The following is a 14,876-nucleotide window of genomic DNA, read 5'->3' as shown; positions in this document are numbered from 1 at the left end:
TTCTTCGGGACGGGAGGGGCGACGGAAGGAACGACGGGGGCGGCAGGCCGGATGGACCGGCCGGGGCGGACCGGCGGGGCCGGGTCGGCCGGCGGCCCGCTCTACTGCGGGGACACGGCCGGAACCGCCTTCTCCGCCGGGTAGGGGCGGAACAGCCCCTCCTGGACCACGGAGACCAGCAGCCTGCCCTCCAGGTCGTAGATGCGTCCGCGGGCCAGGCCCCGGCCGCCGTGGGCGATGGGGGACTCCTGGTCGTACAGGAACCACTCGTCCGCCCGGAACGGCCGGTGGAACCACATGGCGTGGTCCAGGGAGGCCATGTCGAAACCGCGCATGCCCCACAGCGGCTCCACGGGGATGCGCACGGCGTCGAGGAGGGTCATGTCGCTGGCGTAGGTGAGGGCGCAGGTGTGCACGAGCGGGTCGTCGCCCAGCGGGCCGACCGCGCGCATCCACACCGCGCTGCGCGGATCGGCGTCCTTGAGCTCCTCGGGGGTCCAGCGGAGCCGGTCCACGTACCGGATGTCGAAGGGCTGGCGGCGGGCCATCCGCTCCAGAGCCTCGGGCAGCGCGCCCAGGTGCTCGCGGATCTCGTCCACGACCTTCGGGAGCTCGTCCGGATGGGGGAAGTCGAGGCGGGGAGGCAGCTGGTGCTCGATGCTGCCCTCCTCCGGGTGATGGAAGGAGGCGGTCAGGTTGAAGATGGTCTTGCCCTGCTGGACGGCGGTGACCCGGCGCGTGGTGAAGGAGCGCCCGTCGCGGACCCGTTCCACCTGGTACACGATCGGGACCCCGGGGATCCCCGGGCGCAGGAAGTACGCGTGGAGGGAGTGGACCGGGCGGTCGCTCTCGGTGGTCCGGCCGGCCGCCACCAGGGCCTGGCCGGCGACCTGTCCGCCGAACACGCGCTGGAGGGACTCCTGGGGGCTGGCCCCCCGGAAGATGTTGACCTCGATCTGCTCCAGGTCGAGCAGGTCGACCAGTCTCTCGGCGGGGTTCGTCATCACGGGCTCTCCACTGTCGGGTCCGGCGGGTCCGGCGGGTCCGGTGGCCCGGGCGGGTCCGCCCGGGCCGGTGCCTTGTGTATCGGGGATCCCCCCGGACGCGGTCCGGGGGAGGTCAGAGCGCGCCGAGCTCGCCCACCGAGGTGACCCGGACCACGGCCCGGCCCTCCTCGTCGGACGCGGCGAGGTCGACCTCGGCGCTGATGCCCCAGCCATGGTCGCCGTTGGGGTCGGCGAAGGTCTGGCGGACGCGCCACAGGCCGTGCGCCGGGTCCTCCTCGATCTGCAGCAGCTTGGGGCCGCGGGCGTCGGGGCCGGTGCCGAGGTCGTCGTACTCGTCCCAGTACGCGTCCATGGCCTCGCCCCAGGCGTCGGCGTCCCAGCCGGACTCGGCGTCGAGCTCGCCCAGCTGGTCGACGTGGTCCAGGGCGGCCAGCTCGACCCGGCGGAACATCGCGTTGCGGACCAGCACGCGGAAGGCGCGGGCGTTGGCCGTGACCGGCTTGACCTGGTCGGCCTTCTCCTGGGCCTGCTCGGCCGTCTCCACCTCCGGGTTCGCCAGCTGCTCCCACTCGTCGAGCAGGCTGGAGTCGACCTGGCGGACCAGCTCGCCCAGCCAGGCGATCAGGTCCTCGAGGTCCTCGGACTTCAGGTCGTCGGGGATGGTGTGGTCGAGGGCCTTGTAGGCGCTCGCCAGGTAGCGGAGCACGATGCCCTCGGTGCGGGCCAGCTCGTAGAAGGAGGTGAACTCGGTGAAGGTCATCGCCCGCTCGTACATGTCGCGGATGATCGACTTCGGGGAGACGGGGTGGTCGCGGACCCACGGGTGGCTCTTGCTGTACACGTCGTAGGCGTGCACCAGCAGCTCTTCCAGGGGCTTGGGATAGGTGACCTCCTGGAGGCGCTCCATCCGCTCCTCGTACTCGATCCCGTCGGCCTTCATCGCGCCGACCGCGATGCCCCGCTCCTTGTTCTGCTGGGCGGCCAGGATCTGGCGCGGGTCGTCCAGCGTGGACTCGACGACGGAGACCATGTCCAGCGCGTAGGACGGGGACTCCGGGTCCAGCAGGTCGAAGGAGGCCAGTGCGAAGGTGGACAGCGGCTGGTTCAGCGCGAAGTCCTGCTGGAGGTCGACGGTGAGCCGGATGGTGCGGCCCTCGGCGTCCGGGGTGTCGAGCTTCTCGACCACGCCGCCGTCCAGCAGGGAGCGGTAGATCGCGATGGCCCGGCGGATGTGCCGCAGCTGCGCCTTGCGCGGCTCGTGGTTGTCCTCCAGGAGGCTGCGCATCGCCTGGAAGGCGTCGCCGGGCCGGGCGATGACCGACAGCAGCATGATGTTGGTGACCTTGAAGCGGGAGGTCAGCGGCTCGGGGTCGGCGGCGATCAGCTTCTCGAAGGTGGTGTCCGACCAGGCGACGAATCCCTCGGGAGCCTTCTTGCGCACCACCTTGCGGCGCTTCTTGGGGTCGTCGCCCGCCTTCGCGAGGGCCTTCTCGTTCTCGATGACGTGCTCGGGCGCCTGGGCGACCACGAAGCCGGCCGTGTCGAAGCCCGCGCGGCCCGCACGGCCCGCGATCTGGTGGAACTCGCGGGCGCGCAGCGTGCGGACGCGGTTGCCGTCGTACTTGGTGAGCGCGGTGAACAGCACCGTGCGGATCGGGACGTTGACGCCCACGCCGAGGGTGTCCGTACCGCAGATGACCTTCAGCAGGCCGGCCTGGGCCAGCTTCTCGACCAGCCGCCGGTACTTGGGCAGCATGCCCGCGTGGTGCACGCCGATCCCGTGGCGGACGTAGCGGGAGAGGTTCTGGCCGAACTTCGTGGTGAAGCGGAAGTTGCCGATCAGCTCGGCGATCTTGTCCTTCTCCTCGCGGGTGCACATGTTGATGCTCATCAGCGACTGCGCCCGCTCGACCGCCTGGGCCTGGGTGAAGTGCACGATGTAGACCGGCGCCTGCCGGGTCTCCAGCAGCTCGGTGATGGTGTCGGTGATCGGCGTGGTCACGTACTCGTACGAGAGCGGGACGGGCCGGGTCGCGGAGCGGACCACCGAGGTCGGCCGGCCGGTGCGCCGGGTCAGGTCCTCCTCGAACCGCTTCACGTCGCCGAGCGTCGCCGACATCAGGACGAACTGCGCCTGCGGCAGTTCCAGCAGCGGGATCTGCCAGGCCCAGCCGCGGTCCGGCTCCGCGTAGAAGTGGAACTCGTCCATCACGACCTGGCCGATGTCGGCGTACTTGCCGTCGCGCAGGGCGATGGAGGCCAGCACCTCGGCGGTGCAGCAGATCACCGGGGCGTCGGCGTTCACGGAGGCGTCGCCGGTCAGCATGCCGACGTTCTCGGTGCCGAAGAGCTTGCACAGGTCGAAGAACTTCTCCGATACCAGCGCCTTGATCGGAGCGGTGTAGAAGGTGACCTTGTCCTGGGCCAGCGCGGTGAAGTGCGCGCCCGCCGCCACGAGGCTCTTGCCCGAGCCGGTCGGGGTCGACAGGATGACGTTCGCGCCGGAGACGACCTCGATCAGCGCCTCCTCCTGCGCCGGGTACAGGGTGATGCCCTGGTCCTCCGCCCACGAGGAGAAAGCCTCGAAGAGGGCGTCGGGGTCGGCGGTCGGCGGGAGCTGATCAATGAGGGTCACGCCCCCATCTTGCCTGGCTTCCCGCCGGAAGAGGGAACCGGCGGACGGAAAGAAGATCATCGCAGGTACGCTGGGCCGTCGAGGCGGCCCGACCGAAGACGTCGACGGGGCCCCACCACGACAGGACCGGGGCGGGAAACGAGCATGATGGGTCCGGCGCACTCACTGTCCGGGGCGGCGGCCTGGCTGGGGGTGGGCGCCGCGACCGCGGCCTTCGGCCACCCGATGCCCTGGCCCGTCCTCGTCGTCGGCGCCCTGATCTGCGCCGGAGCGGCACTCGCCCCCGACCTCGACCACAAGTCGGCGACGATCTCCCGCGCCTTCGGGCCGCTGTCCCGGGGCCTGTGCGAGGTGGTCGACAAGATCTCGTACGCCGTCTACAAGGCCACCCGCGCGCCGCGCGACGCCCGCCGCAGCGGCGGCCACCGCACGCTGACCCACACCTGGCTGTGGGCGGTCCTCATAGGCGCCGGCTCCTCCGCCGTCGCGGTGGGCTTCGACCGCTGGGGCGTCCTCGTGCTCCTCTTCGTCCACCTGGTGCTGGCCGTCGAAGGCCTGCTCTGGCGGGCGGCGCGGATGTCCAGCGACGTCCTGGTCTGGCTGCTCGGCGCGACCAGCGCCTGGATCCTGGCCGGGGTCCTCGACGAACCGGGCAACGGCGCCGGCTGGCTGTTCAGCGGCCCGGGGCAGGAGTACCTCTGGCTCGGCCTGCCGATCCTGCTCGGCGCCCTCGTCCACGACATCGGCGACGCCCTGACCGTCTCCGGCTGCCCGATCCTCTGGCCCCTGCCGATCAAGGGGAAGCGCTGGTACCCGGTCGGCCCGCCCAAGGCGCTGCGCTTCCGCGCCGGCAGCTGGGTGGAGCTCAAGGTCCTCATGCCGGTGTTCATGCTCCTGGGCGGCGTCGGCGGGGCGTCGGCCCTGGGTTTCATCTGACCGCCTGACCGCCTGACCGCGGCGCCGTCCGGAGGCCCGCCGCGCCGGGCGGGAGGGCCCGCCCGGCACGGCGGGCTGCCGGTCACCCGTGCCAGGACCGCCACAGGGCCGCGTACGCCCCGTCGGCCGCCACCAGCTCGTCGTGCGAGCCGAGTTCGCTGATCCGGCCGCCCTCGACCACCGCGATCACGTCCGCGTCGTGCGCCGTGTGCAGCCGGTGGGCGATCGCGATGACCGTACGGCCGTCCAGTACCCGCGCCAGCGACCGCTCCAGGTGCCGGGCCGCCCGCGGATCCAGCAGCGAGGTCGCCTCGTCCAGCACCAGCGTGTGCGGGTCGGCCAGCACCAGCCGGGCCAGCGCGATCTGCTGCGCCTGCGCCGGGGTCAGCGCGCTGCCGCCCGAACCCACCTCCGTGTCCAGCCCCGCGTCCAGCGCCCGCGCCCAGCCGTCGGCGTCCACCGCGCCCAGTGCCGCCCACAGTTCGGCGTCCTCGGCGCCCGTCCGGGCCAGCCGCAGGTTGTCCCGCAGCGAGCCCACGAACACGTGGTGCTCCTGGTTCACCAGCGCCACGTGCTCGCGCACCCGCTCCGCGGGCATCCGCGAGAGCCGCGCCCCGCCCAGGGTGACCTCCCCGGTCCGCGGCGCGTAGATCCCCGCCAGCAGCCGGCCCAGGGTGGACTTGCCCGCGCCCGAGGGGCCGACCAGCGCCATCCGGGTGCCCGGCGGAACCGACATCGACACCCGGTGCAGGACGTCCACGCCCTCCCGGTAGCCGAACCGGACCTCGTCCGCCCGGACGTCCCGGCCCTCCGGGGCCACCGCGCGGTCACCCGCCGCCGGCTCGATCTCGCGGACCCCCACCAGCCGGGCCAGCGACACCTGTGCGATCTGGAGCTCGTCGTACCAGCGCAGGACCAGGCCGATCGGGTCGACCATCATCTGTGCCAGCAGTGCGCCCGTGGTCAGCTGGCCCACCGACATCCAGCCGCGCAGCACGCAGTACCCGCCGATCAGCAGCACCGCGCCGAGGATCGTCACATAGGTGGCGTTGACGACGGGGAAGAGCACCGTCCGCAGGAACAGCGTGTACCGCTCCCAGGCCGTCCACTCCCTGATCCGCCGCTCCGACAGCGCGATCCGGCGCCCGCCCAGGCGGTGCGCCTCTACCGTCCGCCCCGCGTCCACCGTCTCCGTCAGCACCGCCGCGACCGCCGCGTACCCGGCGGCCTCCGAGCGGTACGCCGAGGGGGCCCGCCGGAAGTACCAGCGGCAGCCGACGACCAGGATCGGGAGCGCCACCAGTGCGGCCAGCGCCAGCTGCGGCGCGGTGACCGCGAGCGCGCCGTACAGCAGACCCGCCCAGACCACGCCGATGGCCAGCTGCGGGACCGCCTCGCGCATCGCGTTCGCCAGCCGGTCGACGTCGGTGGTGATCCGTGACAGCAGGTCGCCGGTGCCGGCCCGCTCCAGGACCCCCGGCGGCAGGCCGACCGACCGCACCAGGAAGTCCTCGCGCAGGTCGGCCAGCATCTCCTCGCCGAGCACCGCCCCGCGCAGCCGGACCAGCCGCACGAAGCAGGTCTGGATCGCGAGCGCCACCGCGAACAGCAGCGCCACGCGCCCCAGATGGAGCTCGCGCGCCCCCGCCGAGAGCTCGTCCACCACCCGCCCCAGCAGGTACGGGCCCACCATGGAGGCGACCACCGCGACCGCGTTGACCGCCACCAGCGCCGCGAAGGCCCGCCGGTGCCGCCGCAGCAGGCCGCGCACGTAGCCCCGTACGGTCGCCGACGTGCCCACGGGCAGCGTCGCGGCCGTCTCGGGGGCCGCCGGATCGTGCTCCGGCGGTGCCACGCCGATCATGCTGATTCCTCGATTCCCGTGAGTTCCCCGGTGACGTCCCCGGCGGGGCCGCCGATCCGCCCCTGTTCCCCGTCCAGCTCCCGGGTGACGACCGCCCGGTAGCGGCCCTCGGCCCGCAGCAGCTCGCGGTGGGTGCCCGCCGCCACCGCCCGGCCCCCGTGCACCAGGACGACCCGGTCGGCGCGGTCCAGCAGCAGCGGCGAGGACGCCAGCACCACGGTGGTGCGCCCGGCGCGCAGCGCGGCGACCCCGTCGGCGATCCGCGCCTCGGTGTGCGCGTCGACCGCCGAGGTCGGTTCGTCCAGCACCAGCACCTCCGGGTCGGTGACCAGCGAACGGGCCAGCGCGAGCCGCTGGCGCTGCCCGCCCGACAGGGACCGGCCGCGCTCGGTGATCCGGGCGTCCATGGCGTCGTCCACCCCGTCGGGGGCCGCCTGGAGCAGGGCGTCCAGGACGTCCCCGCACTGCGCCGCCGCCAGCGCCGCCGGGGGCGGGACGGCGCCCGACGCCGGTACGTCGAACAGCTCGCGCAGGGTCCCGGACAGCAGCACCGGGTCCTTGTCCTGGACGAGGACCAGCCCGCGCGCCACGTCCAGCGCGAGCCCGTCCAGCGCGACCCCGCCGAGCAGCGCCGACGGCGGGGCCCCGTCCCCGTCCCCGGGGTGCACGGCGTGCCCGCCCAGGCGCTCCGCGAGCCGGCCCGCCAGGTCCGGGTCCCCGCACACGACGGCCGTGAACCGCCCTGCCGGTGCCAGCACCCCCGTCGCGGGGTCGTACAGGTCCCCGCCCGGTGCCGGAGCCTGCGCCGGCGGCGCGGCGGCGGGATCCGCCCCGTCGTCCGTACGCGTCAGCGACAGCACCCGGGCCGCCCGCTGGGCGGAGGGCCGCGAGAAGGAGTAGGACATCGCGATCTCCTCGAAGTGCCGCAAGGGGTACAGCATCGTGGCCACCGCGCTGAAGGCGGCGACCAGTTCGCCGACCGCCAGCCGGCCGTCCAGGACGAGCACGGAGCCGTACCAGACCACCGCGACCATCAGGGCGCCCGGGAGCAGCACCTGGACCGCGGCGATCAGCGCCCACATCCGGGCGCTGCGCACCGCGGCCCTGCGGACCTCCTGCGAGGCCTCGCGGTAGCGGTCGAGGAAGAGCTCCTCGCCGCCGATGCCGCGCAGCACCCGCAGGCCCGCCACGGTGTCGGAGGCCAGCTCGGTGGCCCTGCCCGCCTTCTCGCGCTGGACGTCGGCCCGCCGCGTGGCGCGCGGCAGCAGCGGCAGCACGGACAGCGCGAGGAACGGGACGCCCGCCGCCACGACCACGCCGATCGCGGGCGCGTAGAACAGCAGCCCGACGCAGATCGCGACGACCGCGAAGGCGGCGGCGAGGAAGCGGGAGACCGCCTCGACGAACCAGCCGATCTTCTCCACGTCCCCCGTGGACACGGCCACGACTTCCCCCGCCGCGACCCGGCGGGTCAGGGCGGAGCCCAGCTCGGCGGTCTTGCGGGCGAGCAGCTGCTGCACGCGGGCGGCGGCGGTGATCCAGTTGGTGACGGCGGTGCGGTGGAGCATGGCGTCGCCGACGGCGATGGCCGTGCCGACGAGCAGGAGGAGCCCGCCGACCAGCAGCAGCCGCCCTCCGTCGCGGTCGACGGCCGCCGCGACGCCCAGGCCCACCGCGTACGGCAGCCCGGCGATGCCGCAGAAGTGCACCAGCCCCCAGGCCAGGCTGCGGGCCTGCCCGCCGAGCTGGCCCCGGCCCAGCCACCACAGGAAACGCGGGCCCGAGCGGGCGTCCGGCACCCCGGGATCCGGATACGGAAGGTCGCTGATCTGCATGACGCCCCATCACGGCTCGGTAAGTGCAAACCACGCAAGGTTCGCCTTCCGGTCGCGGGCCGGGCAATCGAATTTCCGGCGGGGAGCGCCGCCCGGCGCACGCCGTGCACGCCCGGGGGCGTGCACGGCGCGGGGGCGTGAGCGGGGCGCGCGCCGTGGTGGGGAGCCGCGCGCCGCGGCTCAGGGCCGTGTGGCGCGCTCCAGTGCGAGCAGGACCGAGGCGTAGGGGTGCCCGGTGGCCCGTTCCATGCCCACCTCGCACATCCGGTTCGCCGACAGGTACGCGTCGAAGGGCCGTGCGGCCACCTCCGCCGCCTCCCGCCGCGTCGCCGAGGCCGTCAGTTCCGGGTGCAGCATGCCCCGGTCGCCCGCGAAGGCGCAGCAGCCCGCGCCGTCCGGAACCACCACCTCGTCCGCGCAGGCCCCGGCCAGCGTGCGCAGCTGCTCCTCGTCGCCCAGGTGCCGCATCGAGCACGTGGGGTGCAGGACCGCCGACCCGACGGTGCGCCGGACCTCCAGGTGCGGCAGGAGCTCCTCGGCCGCCCAGACGACCGAGTCCACGATGCGCAGCTCCGCGTGCAGGGCCCGGTCGTCCTCGCTCAGGTGGGGGACCACCTCCCGGGACAGGCCCAGGGCGCAGGAGGAGGCGTCGACCACCAGCGGGAGCCGGCCGCCCGCGGTCCAGCCCCAGGCGGCGGCCACGATCCGGCCGGCCATCAGCCGGTTGCCGGCCTCGTACCCCTTGGAGTGCCAGATCGTCGCGCAGCAGGTGCCGCGCACGTTCCGGGGGATCCAGACCGGCCTGCCCGCCCGCTCCGCGAGGGTCACCACCGCCTCCGGCAGCGAGGGGCCGGAGCGGTCGCCGGGGCCGCCGAAGATCCGGTTGACGCAGGCCGGGTAGTACACGGCGGCCGCGCCCACCCGCCGGGTCGGGGGCAGCCGCCGCGCCGCCCCGGGCATCCCCGGCGCCCACTGCGGCACCAGGTCGGGGCGCACCGCCTCGCGCACCACCCGGGTGACGGCGGCCGGCAGCCGGTGCCCGGCCCGGTCGGCGGCGGCCACGGCCAGCCGCGCGGCCGCCTCCACGCTACGGAACCGCTCGGCGGCCAGGGCGGCGGCGCGCTCCTCGCGCGGACCGTGCCGCCGGTGGCGGAAGTGCCGCATCAGCGCGCCCGTGTCGATGCCGACGGGGCAGGCGGGCCCGCAGAGGGAGTCGCCCGCGCAGGTGTCGACGGCGTCGTGGCCGTAGGCGTCGAGCAGCCCGTCGAGGACCGGGGAGCCGGGCGGCTGGCGCATCATCTCGCGGCGCAGCACGATCCGCTGGCGCGGAGTGGTCGTCAGGTCCCCGCTGGGGCAGGCCGGTTCGCAGAACCCGCACTCGATGCAGGGGTCGGCGAGCGCCTCCACCCGGGGGATCGTCTTCAGGCCGCGCAGGTGGGCCCGCGGATCGCGGTCGAGGAGGATGCGCGGGGCGAGGACGCCCTCCGGGTCGATCAGGCGCTTGGTGCGCCACATGAACCCGGTGGCCCGGGGCCCCCATTCCAGCTCCAGGAAGGGGGCCATGTTGCGGCCGGTGGAGTGCTCGGCCTTCAGGGAGCCGTCGAACCGCTCCACCGTGAGCCGGCAGAAGGCCTCCATGAAGGCCGCGTACCGGTCGACGTCCTCGGGCCGGGCGGCGTCGAAGGCCAGCAGGAAGTGCAGGTTGCCGTGGGCCGCGTGCCCGGCGACGGCCGCGTCGAAGCCGTGCTCCGCCTGGAGGGCCAGGAGCGCCCCGCAGGCCTCGGCGAGCCGCGAGGGCGGTACGGCGAAGTCCTCGGTGATCAGGGTGGTCCCCGGGGGCCGGGCCCCGCCGACGGCGGTGACGAAGGCCTTGCGGGCCTTCCAGTAGCCGGCGATGACGGCCGGGTCGCGGGTGAAGGCGTTGGTGACCGAGGGGACCGGCGCGACCAGCTCCAGCGAGGGCAGGACGGCGGCCGCCCGGCGTTCGTACTCCGCGCGCCCGGCGGCGTCCGGGGCGCGGAACTCCACCAGCAGCGCGGCGGTGTCCCGGGGCAGCCCGGCCCAGTCGGAGGGCACCCCGGCGACGCTGACCGAGGCGCGCAGGGTGTTGCCGTCCATCAGTTCCACGGCGAGGGCTCCGGCCGCGTTGAACAGCGGGACCGCGGCGGCCGCAGCGGTCAGGGAGGGGAAGAAGAGCAGCGCGCTGGAGAGTTCGCGGTCGAGGGGGAGGGTGTCGAGGACGACCTCGGCGATGAAGACCAGGGTGCCCTCGGAGCCGACCGCCAGGCCGCGCAGGATCTCGACGGGTGTGGTGCCGTCCAGGTAGGCGTCGAGCCGGTAGCCGGTGGTGTTCTTGATCTCGTACTTGGCCCGGATCCGGGCGACGAGGGCCGGGTCGGCCTCGATCTCCCGCTTGATCTCCATCAGCCCCCTGCACAGGGCCGGCTCGGCGCGGGCCAGTTCCTCGTCGGCGAGGGGGTCGGCCGTGTCCACCACGGTCCCGGTCGGCAGGACGAGGGTGAGGGAGGACAGCGTGCGGTAGGCGTTCCGCGTGGTGCCGGCCGTCATGCCGGAGGAGTTGTTGGCGACGACCCCGCCCAGGGTGCAGGCGACGGCGCTGGCCGGGTCGGGGCCCAGGACCCGGCCGTGGCGGGCGAGGGCGGCGTTGGCGCGGAAGACGGTGGTGCCGGGCCGGATCCGGGCGCGGCGCCCCGCGTCCAGGACCTCGACGCCCCGCCAGTGGCGGCGTACGTCGACCAGGATGTCCTCGCCCTGCGCCTGGCCGTTCAGCGAGGTGCCGGCGGCGCGGAAGACCACCTCGCGCTGCCGGCCGCGGGCGTAGGAGAGGACCGCGGAGACGTCGTCGACGTCCTCGGCGACCACCACCACCTGCGGGACGAACCGGTACGGGGAGGCGTCGGTGGCGTAGCGGACCAGGTCGGAGACCCGCCACAGCACCTTCTCGGCGCCGAGCAGGGCGGTCAGCTCCTCGCGCAGGGTCCGCGGGGTGCCGGCGGCCGTCCGGTCGGGGACCCGGTCGGGGGCGGGGGCGCCGGGGCGCGGGCGCAGGGCTCCCGGCTTCGGTTCGAGCAGCGGCATGTGCGGTCCCTTGTCCGTGCGGACGCCCGGCCCCGCCGCCCGCGGCGCCCTCCGGGGGACCGTTTCAGCAGCGGCGCTCCGCCGGGACGTCCGCGAGCGCGTCGAGCAGGCCGCCGAGCACCTCGCGCTGTCCGGCGGTCAACGGAGCCAGGATCTCCTCTGCCGCGTCGGTCCGCGCGTTGCGCAGTCGCCGCAGCGTGGCGCGACCGGTCTCGGTGAGCTCGATGCGGATCACGCGCCGGTTCGCGGGGTCGGGTGCGCGGCGCACGCAGTCGGCCGCCTCCAGACCGTCGACGAGGGTGGTCACGGCGCGGGGCACGACCTCCAGGCGCGCGGCCAGGTCGGCCATGCGGGGCGGCGGGCCGTCCCCGTAGTGCGCCACGATCCGCAGCAGCCGGCCCTGGGCCGGGGTGATCCCGAGCGGCTCCATGTGGCGCTTCTGGATGCGGTGGAGCCGGCGCGTGAGGCGCAGCAGCTGCTCGGCGAGGACGCCGTCGGTCGAATCGCGGGTGTCGGTCTCGGAACCGGTGCTCATACTGGGAACAGTAGCAGGACAGGATTCATTGTGAGTATAGGTAACAATGAGCTAGGCTCATTCGGAGTCCCCGGCGGAAGGAGGCCCATGCACAGCGAAGAGCCGAAGTGGACCCCATCGAACGTAGCCCTCGACCCCAGCCGCCCGGCCCCTGCCGACCGGCCGCGCGAGCTGCGCCGCATCCTCGGCCTGTTCCGCCCCTACCGCGGGCGCCTCGCCGTCGTCGGCGCACTGGTCGGCGCGTCCTCGCTGGTCGGCGTCGCCTCGCCGTTCCTGCTCAAGGAGATCCTGGACGTCGCGATCCCCCAGGGCCGTACCGGGCTGCTCAGCCTGCTGGCGCTCGGCATGATCCTGACGGCGGTCGTGACCAGCGTGTTCGGCGTGCTCCAGACGCTCATCTCCACCACGGTCGGCCAGCGCGTCATGCACGACCTGCGCACCGCCGTCTACGCCCAGCTCCAGCGGATGCCGCTGGCCTTCTTCACCCGGACCCGGACCGGCGAGGTCCAGTCCCGCATAGCCAACGACATCGGCGGCATGCAGGCGACGGTCACCTCGACCGCGACCTCGCTGGTGTCGAACCTGACCGCCGTCGTCGCCTCCGTCGTCGCGATGCTCGCGCTCGACTGGCGGCTCACCCTCGTCTCCCTGCTCCTGCTGCCCGTCTTCGTGTGGATCAGCCGCCGCGTCGGGCGCGAGCGCAAGAAGATCACCACGAAGCGGCAGAAGCAGATGGCCGCCATGGCCGCCACGGTCACCGAGTCGCTGTCGGTCAGCGGCATCCTGCTCGGCCGCACCATGGGCCGCTCCGAGTCCCTCACCGCCGCCTTCGCCGAGGAGTCGGAGAAGCTGGTGGACCTCGAAGTGCGCTCCAGCATGGCCGGGCGCTGGCGGATGTCCACCATCGGCATCGTGATGGCGGCGATGCCCGCCATGATCTACTGGGCCGCCGGCATCGCCCTGCGGACCGGCGCCCCCACGCTCTCCGTCGGCACCCTCGTCGCCTTCGTCACCCTCCAGCAGGGGCTGTTCCGGCCGGCCGTGAGCCTGCTGTCGACCGGGGTGCAGATCCAGACCTCGCTCGCCCTCTTCGCCCGGATCTTCGAGTACCTCGACCTGCCGGTGGACATCACCGAGCGCGAGGAGCCGGTCCGGCTGGGCCGCGCCAAGGGCGAGGTCCGCCTGGAGGACGTGCACTTCGCGTACGAGGCCAAGGCCGGGCCCACCCTCACCGGCATCGACATCACGGTCCCGGCGGGCGGCTCCCTGGCCGTGGTCGGGCCGACCGGATCCGGCAAGAGCACCCTCAGCTACCTGGTGCCCCGCCTCTACGACGTGACCGGCGGAAAGGTCGTCCTCGACGGAGTGGACGTGCGCGACCTGGACTTCGACTCGCTGGCCCGCTCCGTAGGCGTGGTCTCCCAGGAGACCTACCTCTTCCACGCCTCGGTCGCCGACAACCTGCGCTTCGCCAAGCCCGACGCCACCGACGAGGAGATCGCCGAGGCGGCCCGCGCGGCGCAGATCCACGAGCACATCGAGTCCCTGCCCGACGGGTACGACACCCTGGTCGGCGAGCGCGGCTACCGCTTCTCGGGGGGCGAGAAGCAGCGCCTGGCCATCGCGCGCACCATCCTGCGCGACCCGCCGGTGCTCATCCTGGACGAGGCCACCAGCGCCCTCGACACCCGCACCGAGCACGCCGTGCAGCGGGCCATCGACAACCTCTCGCGGGGCCGCACCACCATCACCATCGCGCACCGCCTCTCCACCATCCGGGACGCCGACCAGATCGTCGTCCTGGACGCCGGCCGCATCGCCGAACGCGGTACGCACGAGGAGCTGCTGGGGGCCGGTGGCCGCTATGCCGCGCTGGTGCGCCGGGACCGCGACGCCGCGCACACGCCCCAGAAGGGGCGGGCGCCCGAGCGGGGGCGGGACGCGGACGCCGCACCGGCTCCGGTGAACGTGTGATGGTATGACCGCAGCGGGGTGTGATGCCGGGAACCTCACGGTATGAGCGCTAGCGTGCCGGTATGCCTCACGCGTACCAGCCGCCGCAGCACCGCTCCCGGCTCACCCGCCGAGGCCGTCTGCTGCTCCTGTTCACCGCACTGCTCGGGATCGGGTTCGGGGCGGCGGTCCTCGCCCCCCAGCTGTCCCGTACGCAGGCGCCCGAGGAACCGCGCCGCCTGCTGATCCCCGAGGGATGGCGCGCCCCGCAGGTCTACGCCGCCATCGACAAGGAGCTCCGGCTCCCCGCGGGCGCCACCGCATCGGCCGTGGCCACGGCCGGCCTGCCGCTGCCCGCCGAGGCGAGGGGCAACCCGGAGGGCTACCTGTTCCCGGCTACGTACCCGGTGACCTCGAAGTCCACCCCGGCCACCCTGCTCGCCGCCATGGTGCGGACGGCGAACCAGAAGCTCGCCACCAAGGCCGTCGCCGACGGCGGCCGGGCCCACGGCATGACCCCGTACCAGACGGCCACCCTCGCCAGCATCATCGAGGCGGAGGCCGACAACCCGGCGGACATGGGCAAGGTCGCCCGGGTGGTGCACAACCGGCTCGCCCGGTCGATGCCCCTCCAGATGGACTCCACCCTCAACTACGCGCTGAACCGCACCACCGTGGACACCCGGCTCGCGGACACCCGGATCGACCACCCCTTCAACACCTACGAGCGCCAGGGCCTGCCGCCCACCCCCATCGACAGCCCCGGCCTCCAGGCCATGGCGGCCGCGGTCGCGCCGACCCCGGGCGACTGGCTGTTCTTCGTCACGGTGAAGCCCGGCGACACCCGCTTCTCCGCCACCTACGAGGAACACCGCAAGCACGTGGCGGAGTTCAACCGGCTGCGCGCGGCGGCCACCGGCACACCCGCCGCCACGGCCCCCGGCCGCCCGGCCCGCGCCCAGGCCGGCCCCCCGGCCCGGCCCGCCAGCCCGGCCTCACCCCCGAAATGAGA

The 14,876-nt window shown here is 74.0% G+C and carries 9 protein-coding genes; 3 read left to right on the top strand and 6 right to left on the bottom strand.

Annotated elements, in window-relative coordinates:
- Nucleotides 1-101 precede the first annotated feature (101 nt).
- Nucleotides 102-1,004, bottom strand: a complete 903-nt coding sequence (locus tag AB0469_RS05280; protein ID WP_042809159.1) for an acyl-CoA thioesterase II — start codon at nucleotides 1,002-1,004, stop codon at nucleotides 102-104.
- A 115-nt stretch (nucleotides 1,005-1,119) separates the two neighbouring features.
- Nucleotides 1,120-3,702, bottom strand: coding sequence for a DUF3516 domain-containing protein (locus AB0469_RS05275; protein ID WP_366449973.1), 2,583 nt, complete (start codon nucleotides 3,700-3,702; stop codon nucleotides 1,120-1,122).
- Between the two features lie 84 nt (nucleotides 3,703-3,786).
- Here AB0469_RS05275 and AB0469_RS05270 point away from each other — a divergent pair, with 84 nt between their 5' ends.
- Nucleotides 3,787-4,578, top strand: coding sequence for a metal-dependent hydrolase (locus AB0469_RS05270; RefSeq protein ID WP_366449972.1), 792 nt, complete (start codon nucleotides 3,787-3,789; stop codon nucleotides 4,576-4,578).
- An 82-nt stretch (nucleotides 4,579-4,660) separates the two neighbouring features.
- On the opposite strand, the gene AB0469_RS05265 is transcribed toward AB0469_RS05270, so the two are convergent.
- The 4 genes from AB0469_RS05265 to AB0469_RS05250 form a co-directional block, all read right to left on the bottom strand.
- A complete protein-coding gene (locus AB0469_RS05265) occupies nucleotides 4,661-6,442 on the bottom strand; it encodes an ABC transporter ATP-binding protein (protein WP_366449971.1) in 1,782 nt (593 codons plus the stop codon).
- Entirely contained in the window at nucleotides 6,439-8,277 is a 1,839-nt protein-coding gene (locus AB0469_RS05260; protein ID WP_366449970.1) for an ABC transporter ATP-binding protein, read from the bottom strand. The genes AB0469_RS05265 and AB0469_RS05260 overlap by 4 nt, the downstream gene beginning before the upstream one ends.
- A 180-nt stretch (nucleotides 8,278-8,457) precedes the next feature.
- Complete coding sequence (locus tag AB0469_RS05255; protein ID WP_366449969.1) at nucleotides 8,458-11,376, bottom strand: FAD-binding and (Fe-S)-binding domain-containing protein; 2,919 nt, start codon at nucleotides 11,374-11,376, stop codon at nucleotides 8,458-8,460.
- A gap of 64 nt (nucleotides 11,377-11,440) precedes the next feature.
- Complete coding sequence (locus AB0469_RS05250) at nucleotides 11,441-11,911, bottom strand: MarR family transcriptional regulator (RefSeq protein ID WP_366449968.1); 471 nt, start codon at nucleotides 11,909-11,911, stop codon at nucleotides 11,441-11,443.
- 87 nt (nucleotides 11,912-11,998) lie between these two features.
- Here AB0469_RS05250 and AB0469_RS05245 point away from each other — a divergent pair, with 87 nt between their 5' ends.
- A complete protein-coding gene (locus AB0469_RS05245) occupies nucleotides 11,999-13,885 on the top strand; it encodes an ABC transporter ATP-binding protein (protein ID WP_366449967.1) in 1,887 nt (628 codons plus the stop codon).
- 62 nt (nucleotides 13,886-13,947) lie between these two features.
- Complete coding sequence (mltG, locus tag AB0469_RS05240; RefSeq protein ID WP_366449966.1) at nucleotides 13,948-14,874, top strand: endolytic transglycosylase MltG; 927 nt, start codon at nucleotides 13,948-13,950, stop codon at nucleotides 14,872-14,874.
- Nucleotides 14,875-14,876: the final 2 nt, after the last annotated feature.

This window comes from Streptomyces sp. NPDC093801, from assembly GCF_040701585.1.
Classification (GTDB): Bacteria; Actinomycetota; Actinomycetes; order Streptomycetales; family Streptomycetaceae; genus Streptomyces.
Note: the sequence above shows the minus strand (reverse complement) of the source record. Positions and strands in the feature narration are given on the sequence as shown.